The sequence below is a fragment of the Xenorhabdus taiwanensis genome (assembly GCF_036512875.1).
GTDB lineage: Bacteria > Pseudomonadota > Gammaproteobacteria > Enterobacterales > Enterobacteriaceae > Xenorhabdus > Xenorhabdus taiwanensis.
Genome location: NZ_AP028978.1, coordinates 45,001 through 63,839 on the forward strand (window position 1 = coordinate 45,001; position 18,839 = coordinate 63,839).

Sequence of the window (18,839 nt, forward strand, 5' to 3'; positions counted from 1 at the left end):
CGGGTTGTGAGGTTAAGCGACTAAGCGTACACGGTGGATGCCTAGGCAGTCAGAGGCGATGAAGGACGTGCTAATCTGCGAAAAGCGCCGGTGAGCTGATATGAAGCGCTATCAGCCGGCGATGTCCGAATGGGGAAACCCGGTGCAATCCGTTGCACCATCCTTACCTGAATCCATAGGGTAAGGAGGCGAACCGGGGGAACTGAAACATCTCAGTACCCCGAGGAAAAGAAATCAACCGAGATTCCCCCAGTAGCGGCGAGCGAACGGGGAGGAGCCCAGAACCATCATCAGTTTGTGTGTCAGTGGAAGCGTCTGGAAAGGCGCACAGTAAAGGGTGACAGTCCCGTACACGAAGAGACACAGGCTGTGAGTTCGATGAGTAGGGCGGGACACGTGGTATCCTGTCTGAATATGGGGGGACCATCCTCCAAGGCTAAATACTCCTGACTGACCGATAGTGAACCAGTACCGTGAGGGAAAGGCGAAAAGAACCCCGGCGAGGGGAGTGAAAGAGAACCTGAAACCGTGTACGTACAAGCAGTGGGAGCCCTGATTTATCAGGGTGACTGCGTACCTTTTGTATAATGGGTCAGCGACTTATATTCTGTAGCAAGGTTAACCGCATAGGGGAGCCGCAGGGAAACCGAGTCTTAACTGGGCGTTAAGTTGCAGGGTATAGACCCGAAACCCGGTGATCTAGCCATGGGCAGGTTGAAGGTTGGGTAACACTAACTGGAGGACCGAACCGACTAATGTTGAAAAATTAGCGGATGACTTGTGGCTGGGGGTGAAAGGCCAATCAAACCGGGAGATAGCTGGTTCTCCCCGAAAGCTATTTAGGTAGCGCCTCGTGAACTCATCTTCGGGGGTAGAGCACTGTTTCGGCTAGGGGGTCATCCCGACTTACCAACCCGATGCAAACTGCGAATACCGAAGAATGTTATCACGGGAGACACACGGCGGGTGCTAACGTCCGTCGTGAAGAGGGAAACAACCCAGACCGCCAGCTAAGGTCCCCAAGTCATGGTTAAGTGGGAAACGAAGTGGGAAGGCTCAGACAGCCAGGATGTTGGCTTAGAAGCAGCCATCATTTAAAGAAAGCGTAATAGCTCACTGGTCGAGTCGGCCTGCGCGGAAGATGTAACGGGGCTAAACCATGCACCGAAGCTGCGGCAGCGACATGAATATGTTGTTGGGTAGGGGAGCGTTCTGTAAGCCGTTGAAGGTGAACTGTGAGGTTTGCTGGAGGTATCAGAAGTGCGAATGCTGACATAAGTAACGATAAAGCGGGTGAAAAACCCGCTCGCCGGAAGACCAAGGGTTCCTGTCCAACGTTAATCGGGGCAGGGTGAGTCGACCCCTAAGGCGAGGCTGAAAAGCGTAGTCGATGGGCAACAGGTTAATATTCCTGTACTGGCAATAATTGCGATGGGGGGACGGAGAAGGCTAGGCAAGCCGGGCGACGGTCGTCCCGGTTTAAGTGTGTAGGCGGGATAACCAGGCAAATCCGGTTATCCGTTACGCTGAGGCACGATGACGAGGCACTACGGTGCGGAAGTTGCTGATGCCCCGCTTCCAGGAAAAGCCCCTAAGCTTCAGATTATTGTTAATCGTACCCCAAACCGACACAGGTGGTCAGGTAGAGAATACTCAGGCGCTTGAGAGAACTCGGGTGAAGGAACTAGGCAAAATGGTGCCGTAACTTCGGGAGAAGGCACGCTGGCGTTAGGTGAAGAAACTTGCTTTTGGAGCCGAGGCCAGTCGCAGATACCAGCTGGCTGCAACTGTTTAATAAAAACACAGCACTGTGCAAACACGAAAGTGGACGTATACGGTGTGACGCCTGCCCGGTGCTGGAAGGTTAATTGATGGGGTTAGCCGCAAGGCGACGCTCTTGATCGAAGCCCCAGTAAACGGCGGCCGTAACTATAACGGTCCTAAGGTAGCGAAATTCCTTGTCGGGTAAGTTCCGACCTGCACGAATGGCGTAATGATGGCCAGGCTGTCTCCACCCGAGACTCAGTGAAATTGAACTCGCTGTGAAGATGCAGTGTACCCGCGGCAAGACGGAAAGACCCCGTGAACCTTTACTATAGCTTGACACTGAACCTTGAGCCTTGATGTGTAGGATAGGTGGGAGGCTGTGAAGTGTGGACGCCAGTCTGCACGGAGCCATCCTTGAAATACCACCCTTGAATGTTTGATGTTCTAACGCAGGCCCGTTATCCGGGTTGCGGACAGTGTCTGGTGGGTAGTTTGACTGGGGCGGTCTCCTCCCAAAGCGTAACGGAGGAGCACGAAGGTTGGCTAATCCTGGTCGGACATCAGGAGGTTAGTGCAATGGCATAAGCCAGCTTGACTGCGAGAGTGACGGCTCGAGCAGGTGCGAAAGCAGGTCATAGTGATCCGGTGGTTCTGAATGGAAGGGCCATCGCTCAACGGATAAAAGGTACTCCGGGGATAACAGGCTGATACCGCCCAAGAGTTCATATCGACGGCGGTGTTTGGCACCTCGATGTCGGCTCATCACATCCTGGGGCTGAAGTAGGTCCCAAGGGTATGGCTGTTCGCCATTTAAAGTGGTACGCGAGCTGGGTTTAGAACGTCGTGAGACAGTTCGGTCCCTATCTGCCGTGGGCGTTGGAAGATTGCAAGGGGCTGCTCCTAGTACGAGAGGACCGGAGTGGACGCACCACTGGTGTTCGGGTTGTCATGCCAATGGCACTGCCCGGTAGCTAAGTGCGGAAGAGATAACCGCTGAAAGCATCTAAGCGGGAAACTTGCCTTAAGATGAGTCTTCCCTTGTCCCTTGAGGACACTGAAGGAACGTTCGAGACGAGGACGTAGATAGGCTGGGTGTGTAAGCGTTGCGAGACGTTGAGCTAACCAGTACTAATGAACCGTGCGGCTTAACCTGACAACACCGAAGGTGTTTTGGGGTGAGAGAGAGAAAAGTTTCAGGATAAAAACAGCTTGTTCGGGATTGAAAACAGGATTTGTCTGGCGGCAATAGCGCGGTGGTCCCACCTGACCCCATGCCGAACTCAGCAGTGAAACGCCGTAGCGCCGATGGTAGTGTGGGGTCTCCCCATGTGAGAGTAGGGCACTGCCAGACATTTAATCAGTCAGAGAAGCCATCCTTTACCGGATGGCTTTTTTGCATTTGAGAAAAACCGAAATAATTAACCAAAAGCTAATGTACTTTCCCTTGTTCGATACCAATACCTGTTTGCGAACGAATAAACTGACTGCGAAACATATCCTTTTCTTGCATTCCTTGTGCGGAAGTATCGGTAATTGAAGATAACCAAGCTCCAATAAATGCTATAAACATGGAAAACAGAGCTGGATATTCATAAGGATAAATGGGTTTCTCATGACCAAGAATGCTAACCCAGATCGTAGGGCCCAGGATCATTAATACAACCGCTGTCAGTAATCCCAACCATCCACCAACTAATGCTCCACGTGTAGTCAGCTTGCTCCAATACATTGACAATAAAATGATAGGGAAATTACAACTTGCAGCAATGGAGAAAGCTAAACCAACCATAAAAGCAATGTTTTGTTTTTCGAACAAAATACCTAAGCCAATAGCAACTAACCCCAGAATAACGACAGTAATTTTTGAAACTTTTAGCTCATCTTGCTCATTAGCTTGTCCCCGTTTAATCACATTAGCATAGAGGTCATGAGATACTGCGGAAGCGCCTGCCAATGTTAACCCTGCTACTACAGCTAAAATAGTGGCAAAAGCAACAGCAGAGATAAAACCAAGGAAAAAATCACCGCCAACGGCATTTGCCAGATGGACAGCAGCCATATTTGTACCACCGATTAATGCGCCAGTTGCATCTTTGAATGAAGGATTGGCGCTGACTAGTAGAATTGCACCAAATCCGATAATAAATGTCAGGATATAAAAATAGCCGATAAAGCCGGTTGCATAGAAAACACTTTTACGGGCTTCTTTAGCATCACTGACGGTAAAAAACCGCATAACAATATGGGGTAATCCCGCAGTACCGAACATTAATGCCAATCCCAGAGAGAGGGCAGAGATAGGATCAGATACCAATCCTCCAGGACTCATGATGGCAGGCCCAAGAGAATGTACCGCAATGGCCTCTTTAAACAGGGTATGAAAATTGAAATTAACCGTTTTCATGACCATCAGGGCCATGAATGTTGCTCCTGCCAGCAACAAAACTGCTTTAATAATTTGGACCCATGTTGTCGCCAGCATTCCGCCAAATAATACATAAAGCACCATCAAAATACCGACCAAGACAACAGCGACGTAATAATTCAATCCAAATAGCAATTCGATCAGTTTTCCAGCTCCGACCATCTGAGCTATTAGATATAACGCAACAACAACTAACGAACCCATTGCGGATAAGGTACGGATAGGTCGTTGTTTTAGCCGATAAGAAGCGACATCAGCAAAGGTATAACGCCCCAAATTTCTTAATCTTTCGGCAATGAGGAATAGAATAATTGGCCAGCCAACGAGAAAGCCTATGGAATAGATCAGCCCATCATAGCCAGATGTATAAACTAACGCTGAAATTCCCAGAAATGAGGCGGCTGACATATAGTCACCTGCTATCGCCATACCATTCTGGAATCCAGTAATACGTCCGCCAGCGGTATAGTAATCTGAGCGTGAAATAGTCCGCTTTGAAGCCCAGTAAGTAATACCAAGAGTTAACCCGACAAATAACAGGAACATAATAATTGCCTGAATATTCAGAGGTTGTTTCTCTACATTACCTGAAATGGCATCTGCTTGGGCTAGGATAGGAAAGAGGGAAGAAAATAGTAATACGATTTTTTTCATTTTCTTACCTCATTGAGAATAGTTGATGTCAGACGATCAAATTCACCATTCGCCCTGACTACATAAACTCCGGTCAGTATAAAAGATATGAAGATGATCCCAATTCCTACAGGAATTCCCCGCGTCATACTGGTATTTTCATGAAGTTGTGTTCCAAGCCATTCAGGAGCAAAAGCAATAAGGAAAATAAAACCAACATAAAGCACTAACATAATGATGGATAACAGCCAGGCAAAACGCCCTCGCTTCTTAACTAACGCCTTAAAGCGGGGATTATTTTCAATCTCTTGATAAATGCCGTCACTCATTGGAGTATCTCCTTGCTGATTTTAAACGTTACACCTTAAGCCACCTCATGAGATACCAGATATTGGATAGCCATACCCAAGGAATTCCTGATGATTAGCCAAGTTCCTGTACGGTTCCGTACTTTTGGTGATACGTTATTCAAGCCGCCTGGCGGCGGCGCATATGTTTTACGACATGTTTATGGATTGTTTTTCTTCCAGCAGTTTTTCAACAACTCCCGGATCGGCCAGCGTGGAGGTATCTCCTAAGTTGCTGGTATCACCAGAAGCAATCTTGCGCAAAATACGCCGCATAATCTTTCCGGAACGCGTTTTGGGCAGAGAATCAGTCCAATGAAGGATATCGGGTGTTGCAATTGGGCCGATTTCTTTACGAACCCAATCCCTGACCTCGGTATACAGTTCAGGGGAAGGCTCTTCACCATGAACTAGTGTGACGTAGGCGTAAATAGCTTGTCCTTTGATATGATGAGGGATGCCAACAACGGCAGCTTCAGCGATTTTAGGGTATGCAACCAGAGCTGATTCAATTTCTGCGGTTCCCAAACGATGGCCTGAAATATTCAGAACATCATCAACACGGCCGGTGATCCAGTAATAGCCATCTTCGTCACGTCGAGCACCATCACCACTGAAATACATTCCCTTGAAAGTGGAAAAATAGGTTTGTTCAAAACGCTCATGATCACCATATAAAGTTCGTGCCTGTGCTGGCCAGGAATCCGTAATAACAAGGTTACCTTCACTCACACCCTCTAAAATTTCTCCAGAATTATCAACCAACGCTGGATTAACACCAAAAAATGGCAGAGTTGCGGAGCCCGCCTTGAGATCGGTAGCTCCTGGTAGCGGTGTGATCATGAATCCGCCAGTTTCGGTTTGCCACCATGTATCTACAATAGGGCATTTACTGTTGCCTATTTTTTTGTAGTACCATTCCCATGCTTCTGGGTTAATGGGTTCTCCCACAGAGCCCATAATGCGCAATGACGTACGCTTAGTACCTTCTATGGCCTTATCACCTTCGGCCATTAATGCCCTGATAGCAGTTGGTGCAGTATAAAGAATATTAACTTTATGCTTATCAACTACCTGACAGAGACGGTTAACTTCGGGGTAATTGGGGACACCTTCAAACATTAAAGTCGTGGCACCACAAGACAGAGGCCCATATAGCAGGTAGCTATGTCCTGTTACCCAGCCTATGTCGGCTGTACACCAGTAAATTTCTCCAGGGCGATAATCAAACGTGTATTTAAACGTTAAAGATGCGTAGACTAAATAACCGCCAGTCGTATGCAGGACGCCTTTAGGTTTGCCTGTAGAGCCTGAGGTATAAAGAATGAATAATGGATCTTCGGCACCCATCTCTTCGGCGGGACACTCAGCACTAACACTCTCGGTCAGTTCATGCCACCATAAATCACGACCGTTATTCCAGTTTTTAATATTTCCGGTACGTCTGAAAATAACCACATTAGTCACACCAGTAACGTCAGGGTTGTTCAGTGCCTCGTCAACATTCTTTTTCAATGGGATTGTGCGGCCCGCTCGCAAGCCTTCATCTGCGGTAATTACAAGCTTAGCGTTGGAATCGATAACTCGGCCAGCGATGGCATCAGGAGAGAAGCCACCAAAAATGACGGAATGGATCGCGCCGATACGGGCACAGGCTAACATTGCAACGGCGGCTTCTGGTACCATTGGCATATAGATAGCAACAACATCGCCTTTTTTGATCCCCAGTTTTTTCAAGACATTGGCAAATTGGCAGACGTCATGATGTAATTCTCGATACGTAACATGGCGGGATTCTGAGGGATTATCTCCTTCCCATATAATGGCAGTTTGATCACCACGTTCTTGTAAATGGCGATCAAGACAGTTGGCACTTAAGTTCAGGGTGCCATCTTCAAACCAGCGGATGCTGATATGCCCAGGATCGAAAGAAGTATTTTTGACCTTGGTGTAGGGCCTAATCCAATCAACAACTTTACCTTTTTCCCCCCAGAAACCTTCAGGGTCTTGTACTGACCTTTGATAGTCATGTAGGTACTGTTGCTTGCTTATCAGAGCCGTATCTGCAATATCAGCAGGAATAAGATGCTTGATTATTTGAGTCATATTTTTATCTCCTTGCAACTGTTAATACTATGTCAAAACAAGGTTAACTAAAGTGTAAGAAGAATTTTTGTTTCTTTTTTGCGCGGAAGATCACGCAATAAAGAGAATGAATTTTATGGAATGATCATTTAATGCTGTAGATTTAAGTGATATTAAGTAATGAGTTTATTATTTTAATTGGATTTATATTCTGTTATTTAAGTTTTTTATTGATATTTTTATCTATGAGGAGGCATGAAACGTGAATGTATAAAGGAAACCATAGAGACAACATGGAATTGATAATCATTTTCATTATTGTTCAATTCACTATAATAATCATGTTGTTCACAAGGTGTGATCTTTATATATTCTAAATTCTAAACAACTGGAGATATGATATGAGCCATTCATTGCCTTCTCTACCTTATTCCTATGATGCGCTAGAGCCTCATTTCGATAAACAAACGATGGAAATTCACCATACTAAACACCATCAGACGTATGTCACTAACACGAATACTGCTCTGGAAGCCTTTCCAGAATTAAGCAAACTTGATATCGATGACCTCATTCAGCAGCTTGATAAAATTCCAGCCGATAAACGCACTTTTATTCGCAACAATGCGGGTGGTCACTCAAACCATAGCCTGTTTTGGAAGGGCTTAAAATTAGGCACGGTATTGGATGGTGCTTTGAAGACCGCGATTGAGCGTGATTTTGGCAGTATCGACAGCTTCAAGGAAAAATTTGAACAAGCAGCAGCAACTCGCTTTGGCTCTGGCTGGGCATGGTTGGTACTGAAAGAAGATGGCAAACTTGCTGTTGTTTCAACAGCTAATCAGGATAGCCCACTAATGGGTGAAGAGATAACCGGTGCTTCTGGCTACCCGATTGTGGGTCTGGATGTATGGGAGCATGCTTATTACCTGAAATATCAGAATCGCCGCCCTGATTACATCAAAGCATTTTGGCATGTAGTAAACTGGGATGAAGCAACAAAACGCTACGAAGAAAAAATTAAATAATCCACTCAATTATTTTTCACAAGAATGCTGGTCATGGCTGTGACCAGCATTCTTATTGTCTGCAATCTTGGTTATTATGCCCGGATAATACGTGTTCATCTTCACTGGCTCATTGAGAGGGAATAAAAATGTATTATCCACAAATATATAGAGGCAAAATATCATCGTCAGAAACATTGGGTTTTAGTGCGATCAATAAATTGGTGGTGAATGGTCGTTTACAGCTAACCTCTCTTGGGCTAGAAGGCGATGAACAAGCGGAAACTCGTTTTCATGGTGGAACTGATCGGGCGCTTTGTCATTATCCAAGAGAGCATTACCTATTTTGGAAAAGGCAATTTCCTGAATTGATGGAATTATTAGTCTCTCCCTTGTTTGGTGAGAATATATCTACAGAAGGAATGACAGAAGATACTGTTTATATTGGCGATATTTTCCAATGGGGTGAAGCTCTGATTCAGGTCACTCAACCACGTTCTCCATGTTATAAACTCAATTTTATTACAAATATCAGTGAGTTTTCTGCGATGATGCAAAATAATGGGCGCTGTGGTTGGTTATATCGTGTTATCTCTTCTGGCTTAGTTAGTGCTGGAGAACCGATAAAACTGTTAAGTCGTAATAGCGACGTTTCTGTTAAAGAAGCCATTTCCATTGCTTTTCATAACCCATTTGATGAAGAGCTGTATCGTCGTCTAATGGGCGCTGCTGGATTGTCTGCCAGTTGGAATCTGACGATGCAAAAACGCATATTGTATGGAAGAATTGAGGATTTTAATCGTCGTTTATTCGGTAAGTAACGGAATCTATATGCCAAAGGGGGAAATGGATACCCTTTGGCATTCACATAAGGTCGGCGGTTACGGGTGAGCGATCAAACCTACCGCTTCATAGACTTTATTCAGGGTTGCCTGGGCACGAGCTTGGGCTTTGGCCGCACCTTCTGCCATGATTTGGTTAAGTAAGGCTTCATCGTTACGGAAATGATGGAAACGTTCCTGTAAGCCTGTCAGCATTTCGCTTACGGCATCTGCAACTGCCCCTTTCAAATGGCCGTACATTTTACCTTCAAACTCGGCTTCTAATTCAGGAATAGTTTTACCTGTTACACCAGAGAGTATATCCAGTAAGTTGGAAACGCCAGGTTTGTTTTCCTGATCGTAACGTACGCAAGGGGGTTCATCAGAATCGGTAACCGCACGTTTAATTTTCTTGGCGACGGATTTAGGGTCTTCCAGCAGGGCAATGACGTTATTGCGGTTATCATCCGACTTCGACATTTTCTTACTCGGATCTTGCAATGACATCACACGTGCGCCACCTTTTGGAATGAATGGCTCTGGAACAGTAAAAATATCGCCATATAAAGCGTTAAATCGCAGTGCTAAATCGCGGGTTAATTCAAGGTGTTGCTTCTGGTCAATGCCTACAGGGATCTGATTGGCCTGATAAAGCAAAATATCAGCAGCCATTAGAACCGGATAATCAAACAAGCCAGCATTGATATTTTCTGCATGACGGGCTGATTTATCCTTGAACTGGGTCATGCGGCTAAGTTCACCGAAATAAGTGTAACAATTCAGTACCCAGCTTAACTGGGAATGTTGTGGAACATGTGACTGGACGAAAATGGTGCTTTTCTTTGGATCGATACCACAGGCAAGGTAAAGCGCCAGCGTATCCAACGTGCGTTTTTTCAGTTCATTGGGATCTTGACGCACGGTAATAGCGTGTTGGTTAACGATGCAATAGATGCAATCGAATTCATCTTGCATTTTAACCCACTGACGTAACGCCCCCATATAATTACCGATGGTCAATTCACCGGAGGGTTGTGCGCCGCTGAATACAATAGGTTTTTGGGAGTTTGGTTTCATTGCAGTGGGTTCATTCATTTTATTAAGCTTCCTGTATTTTCAAACTGGATAATGGGTTCAAAGTGGATAGTCCAATAGTTGGGAGTAAATCCGAAAAATGGTCCAATACATAATTTGGGTGGCTTGATGCTATCGACTCTCCGTAGTTATAGCCATAGGTTAAGCCAATACACGGGCAACCAGCGGCTTGTGCCGCCAAAATATCATTACGGGAATCGCCAACAAAAAGCAATTCTTCTTTATGCAAACCAAACATACCCATTGTTAGATAGAGTGGTGCGGGATGAGGCTTTTTCTCTTTAACATCGTCACCGCCTAGCACCAATGAAAAGTATTCACTGATACCTAATGATTCCAGCAATGGAGCAATAAAAGGGGTGGGTTTATTCGTAACAATCGCCATCGGCAAATGGTGTTTTGCCAGTTCTGCCAACGTCTCTTTTACCTGAGGAAATAGTTGGCTGCCTGTGGTTACACTGGTTTCATAAAATCTATCAAACAGTTTGCGTGTTTCGCTATGCAATTCGGCAGACGGTTCTGCTCCAGCCCACTTTAATGCGCGTTCAACCATGACATCAGCACCATTGCCTATCCAAACGGCGACGTGTTCTTTGCCCGCCGCGGGTAAGCCTTTGGCCATCAGAGCTTGATCCAAAGCATCCGCCAGACCGCCAGCACTGTCCACCAGTGTGCCATCTAAATCAAATGCAATGGCACGAATTCCTTTTACGACGTCACTTTTCATTATGCTACCTTCAATAATTCGCGGCGCATCTCATCAATAACCGCTTTATAATCTGGCTGACTGAAAATAGCAGAGCCGGCAACGAACATATCTGCGCCAGCTTGGGCCGCCTCAGCAATATTATTGGGTTTGATACCACCATCAACTTCGAGACGGATATCGTATCCGCTGTCATCAATGATTTTACGTACCTGCCGCAGTTTTTTCAGTGTTTCTGGAATGAAAGACTGACCACCGAAACCCGGGTTAACAGACATCAACAAAATCACATCTAACTTATCTAATACATAATCAAGATAACTAAGCGGGGTTGCTGGATTGAAGACCAAGCCCGCTTTGCAGCCATATTCTTTGATAAGTTGCAGTGTGCGATCGACATGCTCACTCGCTTCAGGATGGAAAGTGATATAAGTTGCACCAGCCTTGGCAAAATCAGGAATAATGCGATCAACAGGTTTTACCATCAGGTGAACATCAATTGGCGCAGTAATGCCATAGTCGCGCAGTGCCTGGCAGACCATTGGACCAATTGTCAAATTTGGCACGTAATGATTATCCATGACATCAAAGTGCACAACATCGGCGCCTGCTGCCAAAACCTTAGCGGTATCTTCACCTAATCGGGCAAAATCTGCGGATAGAATGGATGGGGCAATCAGAAAGTCTTTCTTCATTGTTATCTTCTCCAATTCATTGTTTTATCCCCTGTTATTTCAGGGGCTGGAAACCTCAATCACTCCTGGCAGTATAACGCCAAAAGTTCATCAACTTTACTGCGGGCAAGAATATTTCTGCTTATTGTCCGGCGGGCTTTAACAATGTAAAGGGAAGCCTGATGATACCATTCCCGTGTCATCGGTGTGTCATGGTTAGATATGAGCACCGGAATGCCTTTTTGAGACGAGATATGATAGGCGATATTCGCCAGATTTTCCTGATCGAGAAGGTTAAAACTATTTGTATGATAGGCGGTAAAATTAGCCGTAGCCGAAAGTGGGGCATACGGAGGATCACAATAAATCACCGAACCCTTTGAGGCATTGTTTAATGCTATTTCGTAATGTTGGCAGATAAACGTTGCTTTCTGGGATTTTTCTGCAAACCAGTAAAGCTCATTTTCAGGAAAATAAGGCTTTTTATAGCGGCCAAAAGGCACGTTAAATTCACCTCGTGAATTATAGCGACAAAGCCCGTTATAGCAGTGGCGGTTCAGGTAAAGAAACAGCATACTGCGGCGAAAGGGATCTTTGCTTTTGTTGAACTCTTCTCTCAGGCGATAGAAGTTTTCGGCAGTGTTGAACTCCGATGAAAATAATGGACGGGCATGATTAATAAATTCATCCGCACGAGATTTTACGGCATTGTACAGATTAATCAGATCGCTATTGATATCTGACAAAATGTAAGAATCATAATCGGTATTGAGAAATACCGAGCCTGCGCCAACAAATGGCTCAATCAAGCAATCGCCCTCAGGCAGATGACGTTTAATATCATCTACCAAGGGGTATTTTCCACCGGCCCATTTTAAGAAAGCGCGTTTTTTTTTCATGCCGTCAAATTAGTTATTCAATAATTTCAGAGTCGCAGATTGTACTCTGTTTAGGACAGCATATCAGCGCCTAATCAAAATAGTTTTATTTTTTCAGATCTTGCTGAACTTGTTGTAGTTTTCTGACCCAAGGCTTTTTAGCCTGAACTTCAGCAGGCAGTGAGGAAATAGCCCTTTTAGCATCAGAAACAGAACTGTAATTACCGTGGATCAAGATAAACCATGTCTTGCCATCGCGTTTAGTCTCATAAACCTTATAATTAGCAAGGTTATTTTTTTTCGCGAAGGCGCTTAAGGTATCAGAACGGCCGGCACTACTCAATTGTAGTGTGAATCGATTTGCTGGTGCTTTCAGCAGATCACCACCAGCATCGGCAACGCTCTTTTTGTTGGCTTGATATTGACTAGCTGCTCTGGAGTGATTGTCTTCTCTGGCCTTATTTTCTCTGTTGGGTGGCATAACCTTCTCTGGTTTACCTGACTCAACAGGTGGTGTTACCGTTGGTTTAGTGGGTTTGGCCTGAGGGTGTGTCAGAGTGTTTTGTACAGAATTATTAATGGTGCTTTGTTGTTGATTCAAAGCATCAGAAATATCACCGGGTAACTCTATACGCTGATTGTAGCCACCAGTTCCAGTTTCGGGAGGAAGATCTTTGCTTGGTGTACTACTAATAGGTGGCGGACTGATTTCACGTGCGCCATGAGTTGCTGGTTCTGACGGATTTTCTTGCTCGCTGCCAGGGGAATGGGTAGAAAGTGAGGAAGAACCAGAAAGGTTAATACTTTTTTCCGCTGCATTTTGTTGTGATTGCTGTTTTTCATGCTCAGTGGGTGATTTCAATGCGGAGCTGATAGCAATAATCAGAAGCAAAAGTACCAGAATGCCAACACCGATCATTATTTGCTGGCGGGATATTGCGAGCTTAGGTTGATTGAATTGGCTTCTGGAGCGCTGAGGGCTGCGATCAGAAGTATCAGGCTTTAATTCATGTTCTGTTTTTTGTTTGTTTTCTGATTTTAATTCGTCCATATACCCTCCCAACAGAGATAGTTCTGCCAATTGTTATTGAAGAGGTTTGGCAGTCTGACCTAACTAAAACCGATGATGTTTTATTTGATAATCTAGCTATTGTATAGCATAACAGCTAGAGGATAATTCATCATTCAGCTTTTATTATCAGCGCAAATTTTGCATATCCAGAAATTCCCTTCATCTTCCAAATTTCAGCCTGGCAGTAAAATTCACTGCCAGAGCAATAAGTTGGAATTAATTAGAGAGTAAGTGTATCTGGTGGAGGGATAACTGAGATAGACGAACGGCATCCAATATAACTTCTTTCCCAATATCAGAACGAAGTTTTGCTTCCCCAATGGCTGTTGGTAGTACCAGATGCAGTTTCCCGGCAGAAACTTTTTTGTCACGCATCATATGAGGTAAATAGGCATCAGGGGACATTGATTCAGGGCCATTGACAGGTAATCCTGCTCGTTCCAGCAAGCGGATGATACGTTGGGTGTCCTGTTTTGAGAATGTGCCGACAAGTTCAGATGCTCTGGCCGCCATCACCATACCCGCAGCAACAGCATAACCATGCAGCCAGACGCCATAACCCATTTCAGCCTCAATCGCATGTCCAAAGGTATGACCGAGGTTTAACAATGCCCGCATTCCACTGCGTTCTTGTTCATCCGCGGCAACAACCAATGCTTTGAGTTCGCAGCAACGACGGATGCAATAAGCCATTGCCTGACTGTCGAGAGCCAGTAATTTCTCAATATTCTCTTCAAGCCAGCTAAAGAATTCGCCATCCAGAATAATGCCGTATTTAATCACTTCAGCCAGACCTGAATATAATTCTTGAGCAGGTAATGTTTTCAGGCAATTGAGATCGACAATAACCGAAACGGGCTGGTAGAAAGCGCCTATCATGTTTTTGCCGAGAGGGTGGTTGACTCCTGTTTTTCCACCGACGGAAGAGTCAACCTGAGAGAGCAGCGTGGTGGGTACTTGAATGAAACGAACACCGCGTTGATAGCTAGCCGCGGCAAACCCCGTCATATCACCGATTACACCACCACCAAGGGCGATAAGCGTTGTGTCACGACCATGATTATTTTCCAGTAAGGCGGAAAAAATGTCATTGAGCACAAACAGTGATTTGTGCTGTTCACCGTCAGGCAAGATAACTTCATTTACCCGAAGATCCATTCTCTGCAATGTGGATTTCACCTGTTCGAGATACAGGGGAGCAAGCGTCTCATTGGTCACTATCATGACCTGTTGACCCGCTTGCAGGGATTTAAATGCCTCACTGTCAGAAAATAGCCCTTCGGCTATGGTAATTGGATAGCTTCTTTCACCTAACGTAACAGTCACTTGTTCCATATCAGCTTTCGCCTTATCGTTTGCCGCTGTGCGGACTCGCTATAATCAGTTTTTTTCCAGTAGTTCAATGATTTGGTTAGCGACGACTTTGGCGCTTTGCTCATCTGTGCGAATAGTCACGTCAGCAATTTCCTCATAAAGAGGATTGCGCTCATCAGCCAAATTCTCTAAAACTTCTCGTGCTGGTGCATCAACCTGAAGTAAAGGGCGTTTTTTATCGCGCTGGGTACGAGCTAACTGTTTTTCGATGGTTGTTTCTAAATAGACGACCACACCACGGGCAGACAGGCGATTGCGGGTTTCTTTTGATTTAACAGAACCCCCTCCAGTAGCCAATACGATGCCTTGTTTTTCAGTCAGTTCGTTAATTATTTTTTCTTCGCGATCGCGGAAGCCTTCTTCGCCTTCCACATCAAATACCCAGCCCACGTCAGCTCCGGTACGTCGCTCAATTTCTTGATCAGAGTCGTAAAACTCCATATTGAGTTGCTGAGCTAACTGACGACCAATAGTGCTTTTGCCGGCACCCATAGGCCCAACCAGAAAGATATTGCGTTTCTCTGCCATGTTTTTGGTATTACTAAGACTGTTTGTTAATGATAACCCGCCCCGCCAATCAGATTAGCCACGGGACCTAAACTGAAACCTCATGAGTGATAATGTGAGATCAGATAGGAAAATTATCTCAGCACATCAGCCTGTATTGCAACTATATAAATTTCGCACGAACTGAATCATCGGGTTCATGCTTTTGCTGGCCGATTGAGAGCCTATTGTATCTACCTTCCATCCTACAAATTGCTGTTTTGCTGTAATTTGCCATCTATTGGGTATAAGCTCTTGCTTGCGATATTAGATCTGCTCACTCAATTAGTTAATCCTTGTATGCTAAATTACTCTCAGCGTCAAATCCATAAACAGGCCAGACCAAGAAAAATGGTAGATGTTTTGACAGAAAAAACACAATTACGTTATTAATATTTTGATTTTTATATTATATTTTTAATTGGTTAAATATCGGTCAGTTGAGGTGTAATAAAAATTACGAGTTCCCGACGGCTATGTTGCTCTCCTTTTTGGTTAAATAATACCCCCAATAGGGGCAGCTCTGACAAATAAGGCACTTTTTGTAAACTTGCGGTTTTTTTCTGTTGGAAGATCCCCCCGAGAATCAAAGTCTCTCCATTTCTAATTGTAACTTGGGTTATTATCTCTTGTTTATCGATGGACAAATTTTCATTTCCTCCCTGGTTGATGGGAAAACCAGGTGCATTCTGACTAATTTTCAGCGCGAGCCGGATTTTTCCTTGCCTTAAAATATGGGGAGTAACTTCCATGCCCAATACCGCCTCTTTAAATTGAACAGTAGTTTTGTCCTTATCCTGAACAATATAGGGAATATCAGAGCCTTGCTTGATACTGGCTGTTTGCTGGTGTGACGCTGTTAGTCGCGGGCTGGCAATGATATCAAGCTGTTTTTCCTGCTCTAGTGCACTGAGTTCCAGTTCTAGTAAGTTTGCATGAATGCGGGCGGTATTCAGCACTAACCTGTGGCGCTGGTTGCCAGCGGGTTGATGTAGATTTAAGCGGTTTAGACCTATTGATTGATTATGTGGATCGGCGTTGACTCCCCAATGAATTCCCAATTCATGCAGGGCTTCCTGACTGCTGGTAACAATATGGGCCGTGATCTGTACTTGTTGCTGTGGGGTATCGACTTCTTTCAGCCAGTTTTTAATACGGGTAATGGCATCAAATTTATCTTCCAGGATCAGGCTGTTGGTTAAGGGATCGTGTTCAACTTTTCCCCATTTTGTCAGTAGTGCAGGGTGATTTTGCTGTAATTGTTCCGCCACTTGCCTTGCATCGGCGTATTGCAAAGTAATTGCCTGATATTCTATCTCTTGTTCTTGCTCATTTTGTTCTGCCGGAGAAAAGTCAGTTGCATTCTCTATTATCGGAGGCTGGAACGGATCTCTTATTGGCATTTCAAAAGTTGGCTCTTCTCCAGCAAAACCGAATAGGGGGAATAAGAGACAGATTAGGAGAATCAAAGGATGGCGGTTCATGATTTCTCCTCATCTGAAAAAACCATGTGAACCATTAGGTTATTATCGGCAGGTGTAATTGTGATGTGCTTAATTAATAACGGTGGTTGCAATTTTTGAATTTCATTCAAGAAATGGAGAAATTGGCCGTAATTTAGCGACAGCATGATATGCCAGAAAACGTGTTCGTTTTCTTTATGGATTTTCCATTCCATTAGCTGACTACCGGAGTGGGTTAGTGGTATATGCAGTCGTTTGAGTATGGTCGTATTATTTTTTGAGGATGCAAGATGGCCGTTTTCAGCAAGGCTTGTGGTCATATGCTGGATCTGCTGTTGAGTTTCAGGCAGAGATGGCAGTTCAGCAAGCTTTTGCCGAGATAGAACCGCATTGTATTGCTGCTGCTCAATATTGTTCTGGAGAGCGTGAATCTCATACCGATTTTTCTGCCAGACTAAAAAATAGAACCCCAGCAGCAGGGAGATGATAAACAATTGTTGTAAGACAAGCTGTTGCCAGACAGGCCGATAAAACCATTCAAGATAATTATTTCTCATTGGACTCTCCCATCAACCAATTTGCATCAATGGTAAAAACCTTGAAATGATCTTCTGTCGTGGTCATTTTTCTTAGCTGCACGTTGACAAGCGAAGTATCGTCAGTCAGGTTATCCAACAAATTGGAGATATCTGTATAATTTTGACTACGGGCGGTAAAAATTAATTGTCCACTGTCGTCACTAAATGCAGTCAGCCAACTATTCTCTGGTAATAAATAAGGAAGTTGGCGAAAGAGTTGTAAATAACGTTGATTCTGTTCCATGAATAGGCGTTTTTTCCGTAATCGTTGTGACCATTGTTGGTGCTGCTGCACGGCCTGGTTTGTTGCGCTGATAGTTTGTTGTAATTGAACCAATTGGTGAGTTATTCCCGTTAATTGTCCGTGATATTGTCTAATTTGGTTTGTTTGTCGCGTAGAAATAAACACCAATGCTGCTGTCCACAACATAAGTTGTAAGCAAAGTAGTGCTCCCCATGTTTGGCACTGGCGTTTCAGCTTTTTCTGCCGCCAGGGTAAAAAATTGACTTGATGCATTATTGATCACTCGGCCTGAGCGCTAAGCCTGCGGCAATAATGAACGCATTCGTTTTATCTGGCAGTGGGGGATGATAATGACGAAACGCCCTTAAGAGTTGCCAAATATTGGCCGATTTTGTTGATACTGATATCGCTTTTGCTGATGTCGATTGCTCTTCATCGCTGTAATAAATTGCATAATTTTCTGTTTCTGGAGTCATGGGGAGCTGGTTGATGATCTGAACCAGATGGGGAGCCGGTTGTGAAGCTATCAGGCCATAACTGAAAGGCCGGCTGGCAGGAGCGACCCAGAGCCAGTCTGTTATACGTTTGTGAACCAACCAACTGTCGTCAGGCACTCCCGCAAGTTTAGCTACATAACGCAATGCACAGGGGGCAATGTCAATGGCATCAAGAGATAAATTGATCTCTGCGAACAGATTCAGCCAAAGGTTGAGATCTTTTTGACGAGTTGCACTGATGCAAATCTGCTGACCATAAACACGATAATCCAATGCCAGCTCACTGACAGGAAATTGTTTTTCAGCATTGGCGTGCACAAACCAGCCGAGTTCTGGCTCCTGCAAGACAGTATGGTCAGGCAAGGCGATCTGTTTCTGTAAGGTTTGCTGAACAGGGAGAGCCAATCTTAGGCTAAGATTCTTAGGTAATATTTTTCGCCATTGCATTAAAATGCGGAGTAATTTTTCAGGATCTTGTAGCCGTCCTCCTGAAATAATCTCGCTGGATAAATGATATTGCCAGCAGTGCCGAAGTTGCCAACCATCACGGCGTTTAATGGTGGCAAGAGCGCGAATGTAATGATCTTGGACATCCAGTCCGATATACCATTTAGGTGGATACATATA

The 18,839-nt window shown here is 44.7% G+C and carries 16 protein-coding genes and 2 rRNA genes; 4 read left to right on the forward strand and 14 right to left on the reverse strand.

Going from position 1 to position 18,839, the window contains the following annotated elements; translation table 11 throughout:
- Positions 1 to 10 precede the first annotated feature (10 nt).
- Positions 11 to 2,920, forward strand: a 23S ribosomal RNA gene (locus tag ACE1SE_RS00195).
- 82 nt (positions 2,921 to 3,002) lie between these two features.
- Positions 3,003 to 3,118, forward strand: a 5S ribosomal RNA gene (rrf, locus tag ACE1SE_RS00200).
- 78 nt (positions 3,119 to 3,196) lie between these two features.
- Here the strand turns inward: rrf and actP are convergent.
- From actP to acs, 3 genes are all read right to left on the reverse strand, one after another.
- Positions 3,197 to 4,846, reverse strand: a complete 1,650-nt coding sequence (actP, locus tag ACE1SE_RS00205; RefSeq protein ID WP_374052147.1) for a cation/acetate symporter ActP — start codon at positions 4,844 to 4,846, stop codon at positions 3,197 to 3,199.
- Positions 4,843 to 5,154 carry a DUF485 domain-containing protein gene (locus ACE1SE_RS00210; RefSeq protein ID WP_374052148.1) on the reverse strand — a complete coding sequence of 104 codons (312 nt, stop codon included), beginning with the start codon at positions 5,152 to 5,154 and terminating at the stop codon, positions 4,843 to 4,845. The genes actP and ACE1SE_RS00210 overlap by 4 nt, the downstream gene beginning before the upstream one ends.
- Positions 5,155 to 5,322: 168 nt before the next feature.
- Positions 5,323 to 7,278 (reverse strand): acetate--CoA ligase, encoded by a 1,956-nt coding sequence (gene acs, locus ACE1SE_RS00215; RefSeq protein WP_374052149.1) that lies wholly within the window; start codon positions 7,276 to 7,278, stop codon positions 5,323 to 5,325.
- A 380-nt stretch (positions 7,279 to 7,658) separates the two neighbouring features.
- Here acs and sodA point away from each other — a divergent pair, with 380 nt between their 5' ends.
- Together sodA and yiiM are read left to right on the forward strand one after the other, a co-directional pair.
- Positions 7,659 to 8,285, forward strand: a complete 627-nt coding sequence (sodA, locus tag ACE1SE_RS00220) for a superoxide dismutase [Mn] (RefSeq protein WP_374052150.1) — start codon at positions 7,659 to 7,661, stop codon at positions 8,283 to 8,285.
- Positions 8,286 to 8,413: 128 nt separating this feature from the next.
- Complete coding sequence (gene yiiM, locus ACE1SE_RS00225; protein ID WP_374052151.1) at positions 8,414 to 9,085, forward strand: 6-hydroxyaminopurine reductase; 672 nt, start codon at positions 8,414 to 8,416, stop codon at positions 9,083 to 9,085.
- Positions 9,086 to 9,145: 60 nt separating this feature from the next.
- Here yiiM and trpS read toward each other — a convergent pair whose 3' ends face one another.
- From trpS to pilM, 11 genes are all read right to left on the reverse strand, one after another.
- Positions 9,146 to 10,180 carry a tryptophan--tRNA ligase gene (trpS, locus tag ACE1SE_RS00230; protein WP_374052152.1) on the reverse strand — a complete coding sequence of 345 codons (1,035 nt, stop codon included), beginning with the start codon at positions 10,178 to 10,180 and terminating at the stop codon, positions 9,146 to 9,148.
- A gap of 4 nt (positions 10,181 to 10,184) precedes the next feature.
- The gene (locus ACE1SE_RS00235) at positions 10,185 to 10,907 is read right to left on the reverse strand and encodes a phosphoglycolate phosphatase (protein ID WP_374052153.1); all 723 of its coding nucleotides are present in this window, start codon (positions 10,905 to 10,907) and stop codon (positions 10,185 to 10,187) included.
- Positions 10,907 to 11,581, reverse strand: coding sequence for a ribulose-phosphate 3-epimerase (rpe, locus tag ACE1SE_RS00240; RefSeq protein ID WP_374052154.1), 675 nt, complete (start codon positions 11,579 to 11,581; stop codon positions 10,907 to 10,909). Before rpe ends, ACE1SE_RS00235 begins: the two co-directional genes overlap by 1 nt.
- Positions 11,582 to 11,640: 59 nt before the next feature.
- Positions 11,641 to 12,459: an adenine-specific DNA-methyltransferase gene (gene dam / locus ACE1SE_RS00245; protein ID WP_374052155.1), complete on the reverse strand. Its 819-nt coding sequence runs from the start codon at positions 12,457 to 12,459 to the stop codon at positions 11,641 to 11,643.
- Between the two features lie 85 nt (positions 12,460 to 12,544).
- Positions 12,545 to 13,489: an SPOR domain-containing protein gene (locus ACE1SE_RS00250; protein ID WP_374052156.1), complete on the reverse strand. Its 945-nt coding sequence runs from the start codon at positions 13,487 to 13,489 to the stop codon at positions 12,545 to 12,547.
- Positions 13,490 to 13,726: 237 nt separating this feature from the next.
- The gene (gene aroB / locus ACE1SE_RS00255; protein ID WP_374052157.1) at positions 13,727 to 14,845 is read right to left on the reverse strand and encodes a 3-dehydroquinate synthase; all 1,119 of its coding nucleotides are present in this window, start codon (positions 14,843 to 14,845) and stop codon (positions 13,727 to 13,729) included.
- A 45-nt stretch (positions 14,846 to 14,890) separates the two neighbouring features.
- On the reverse strand, positions 14,891 to 15,412 hold the full coding sequence (aroK, locus tag ACE1SE_RS00260; RefSeq protein ID WP_038237472.1) for a shikimate kinase AroK: 522 nt from the start codon (positions 15,410 to 15,412) through the stop codon (positions 14,891 to 14,893).
- Positions 15,413 to 15,855: 443 nt separating this feature from the next.
- Complete coding sequence (locus ACE1SE_RS00265; RefSeq protein ID WP_374052158.1) at positions 15,856 to 16,914, reverse strand: secretin GspD/PilQ domain-containing protein; 1,059 nt, start codon at positions 16,912 to 16,914, stop codon at positions 15,856 to 15,858.
- Positions 16,911 to 17,450, reverse strand: a complete 540-nt coding sequence (locus ACE1SE_RS00270; RefSeq protein ID WP_374052159.1) for a hypothetical protein — start codon at positions 17,448 to 17,450, stop codon at positions 16,911 to 16,913. The genes ACE1SE_RS00265 and ACE1SE_RS00270 overlap by 4 nt, the downstream gene beginning before the upstream one ends.
- Entirely contained in the window at positions 17,440 to 17,988 is a 549-nt protein-coding gene (locus tag ACE1SE_RS00275) for a PilN domain-containing protein (RefSeq protein WP_374052160.1), read from the reverse strand. The genes ACE1SE_RS00270 and ACE1SE_RS00275 overlap by 11 nt, the downstream gene beginning before the upstream one ends.
- Entirely contained in the window at positions 17,988 to 18,836 is an 849-nt protein-coding gene (gene pilM / locus ACE1SE_RS00280; RefSeq protein ID WP_374052161.1) for a type IV pilus biogenesis protein PilM, read from the reverse strand. The genes ACE1SE_RS00275 and pilM overlap by 1 nt, the downstream gene beginning before the upstream one ends.
- Between the last annotated feature and the right edge of the window lie 3 nt (positions 18,837 to 18,839).

Bases quoted from the DNA above. Each gene is read 5' to 3' on its own strand.
- pilM (WP_374052161.1), bottom strand. From the start codon at position 18,836: ATGTATCCACCTAAATGGTATATCGGACTGGATGTCCAAGATCATTAC.
- ACE1SE_RS00235 (WP_374052153.1), bottom strand. From the start codon at position 10,907: ATGAAAAGTGACGTCGTAAAAGGAATTCGTGCCATTGCATTTGATTTA.
- aroK (WP_038237472.1), bottom strand. From the start codon at position 15,412: ATGGCAGAGAAACGCAATATCTTTCTGGTTGGGCCTATGGGTGCCGGC.
- sodA (WP_374052150.1), top strand. From the start codon at position 7,659: ATGAGCCATTCATTGCCTTCTCTACCTTATTCCTATGATGCGCTAGAG.
- ACE1SE_RS00265 (WP_374052158.1), bottom strand. From the start codon at position 16,914: ATGAACCGCCATCCTTTGATTCTCCTAATCTGTCTCTTATTCCCCCTA.
- ACE1SE_RS00270 (WP_374052159.1), bottom strand. From the start codon at position 17,450: ATGAGAAATAATTATCTTGAATGGTTTTATCGGCCTGTCTGGCAACAG.
- yiiM (WP_374052151.1), top strand. From the start codon at position 8,414: ATGTATTATCCACAAATATATAGAGGCAAAATATCATCGTCAGAAACA.
- trpS (WP_374052152.1), bottom strand. From the start codon at position 10,180: ATGAATGAACCCACTGCAATGAAACCAAACTCCCAAAAACCTATTGTA.
- dam (WP_374052155.1), bottom strand. From the start codon at position 12,459: ATGAAAAAAAAACGCGCTTTCTTAAAATGGGCCGGTGGAAAATACCCC.
- ACE1SE_RS00210 (WP_374052148.1), bottom strand. From the start codon at position 5,154: ATGAGTGACGGCATTTATCAAGAGATTGAAAATAATCCCCGCTTTAAG.
- ACE1SE_RS00275 (WP_374052160.1), bottom strand. From the start codon at position 17,988: ATGCATCAAGTCAATTTTTTACCCTGGCGGCAGAAAAAGCTGAAACGC.
- acs (WP_374052149.1), bottom strand. From the start codon at position 7,278: ATGACTCAAATAATCAAGCATCTTATTCCTGCTGATATTGCAGATACG.
- rpe (WP_374052154.1), bottom strand. From the start codon at position 11,581: ATGAAGAAAGACTTTCTGATTGCCCCATCCATTCTATCCGCAGATTTT.
- aroB (WP_374052157.1), bottom strand. From the start codon at position 14,845: ATGGAACAAGTGACTGTTACGTTAGGTGAAAGAAGCTATCCAATTACC.
- actP (WP_374052147.1), bottom strand. From the start codon at position 4,846: ATGAAAAAAATCGTATTACTATTTTCTTCCCTCTTTCCTATCCTAGCC.
- ACE1SE_RS00250 (WP_374052156.1), bottom strand. From the start codon at position 13,489: ATGGACGAATTAAAATCAGAAAACAAACAAAAAACAGAACATGAATTA.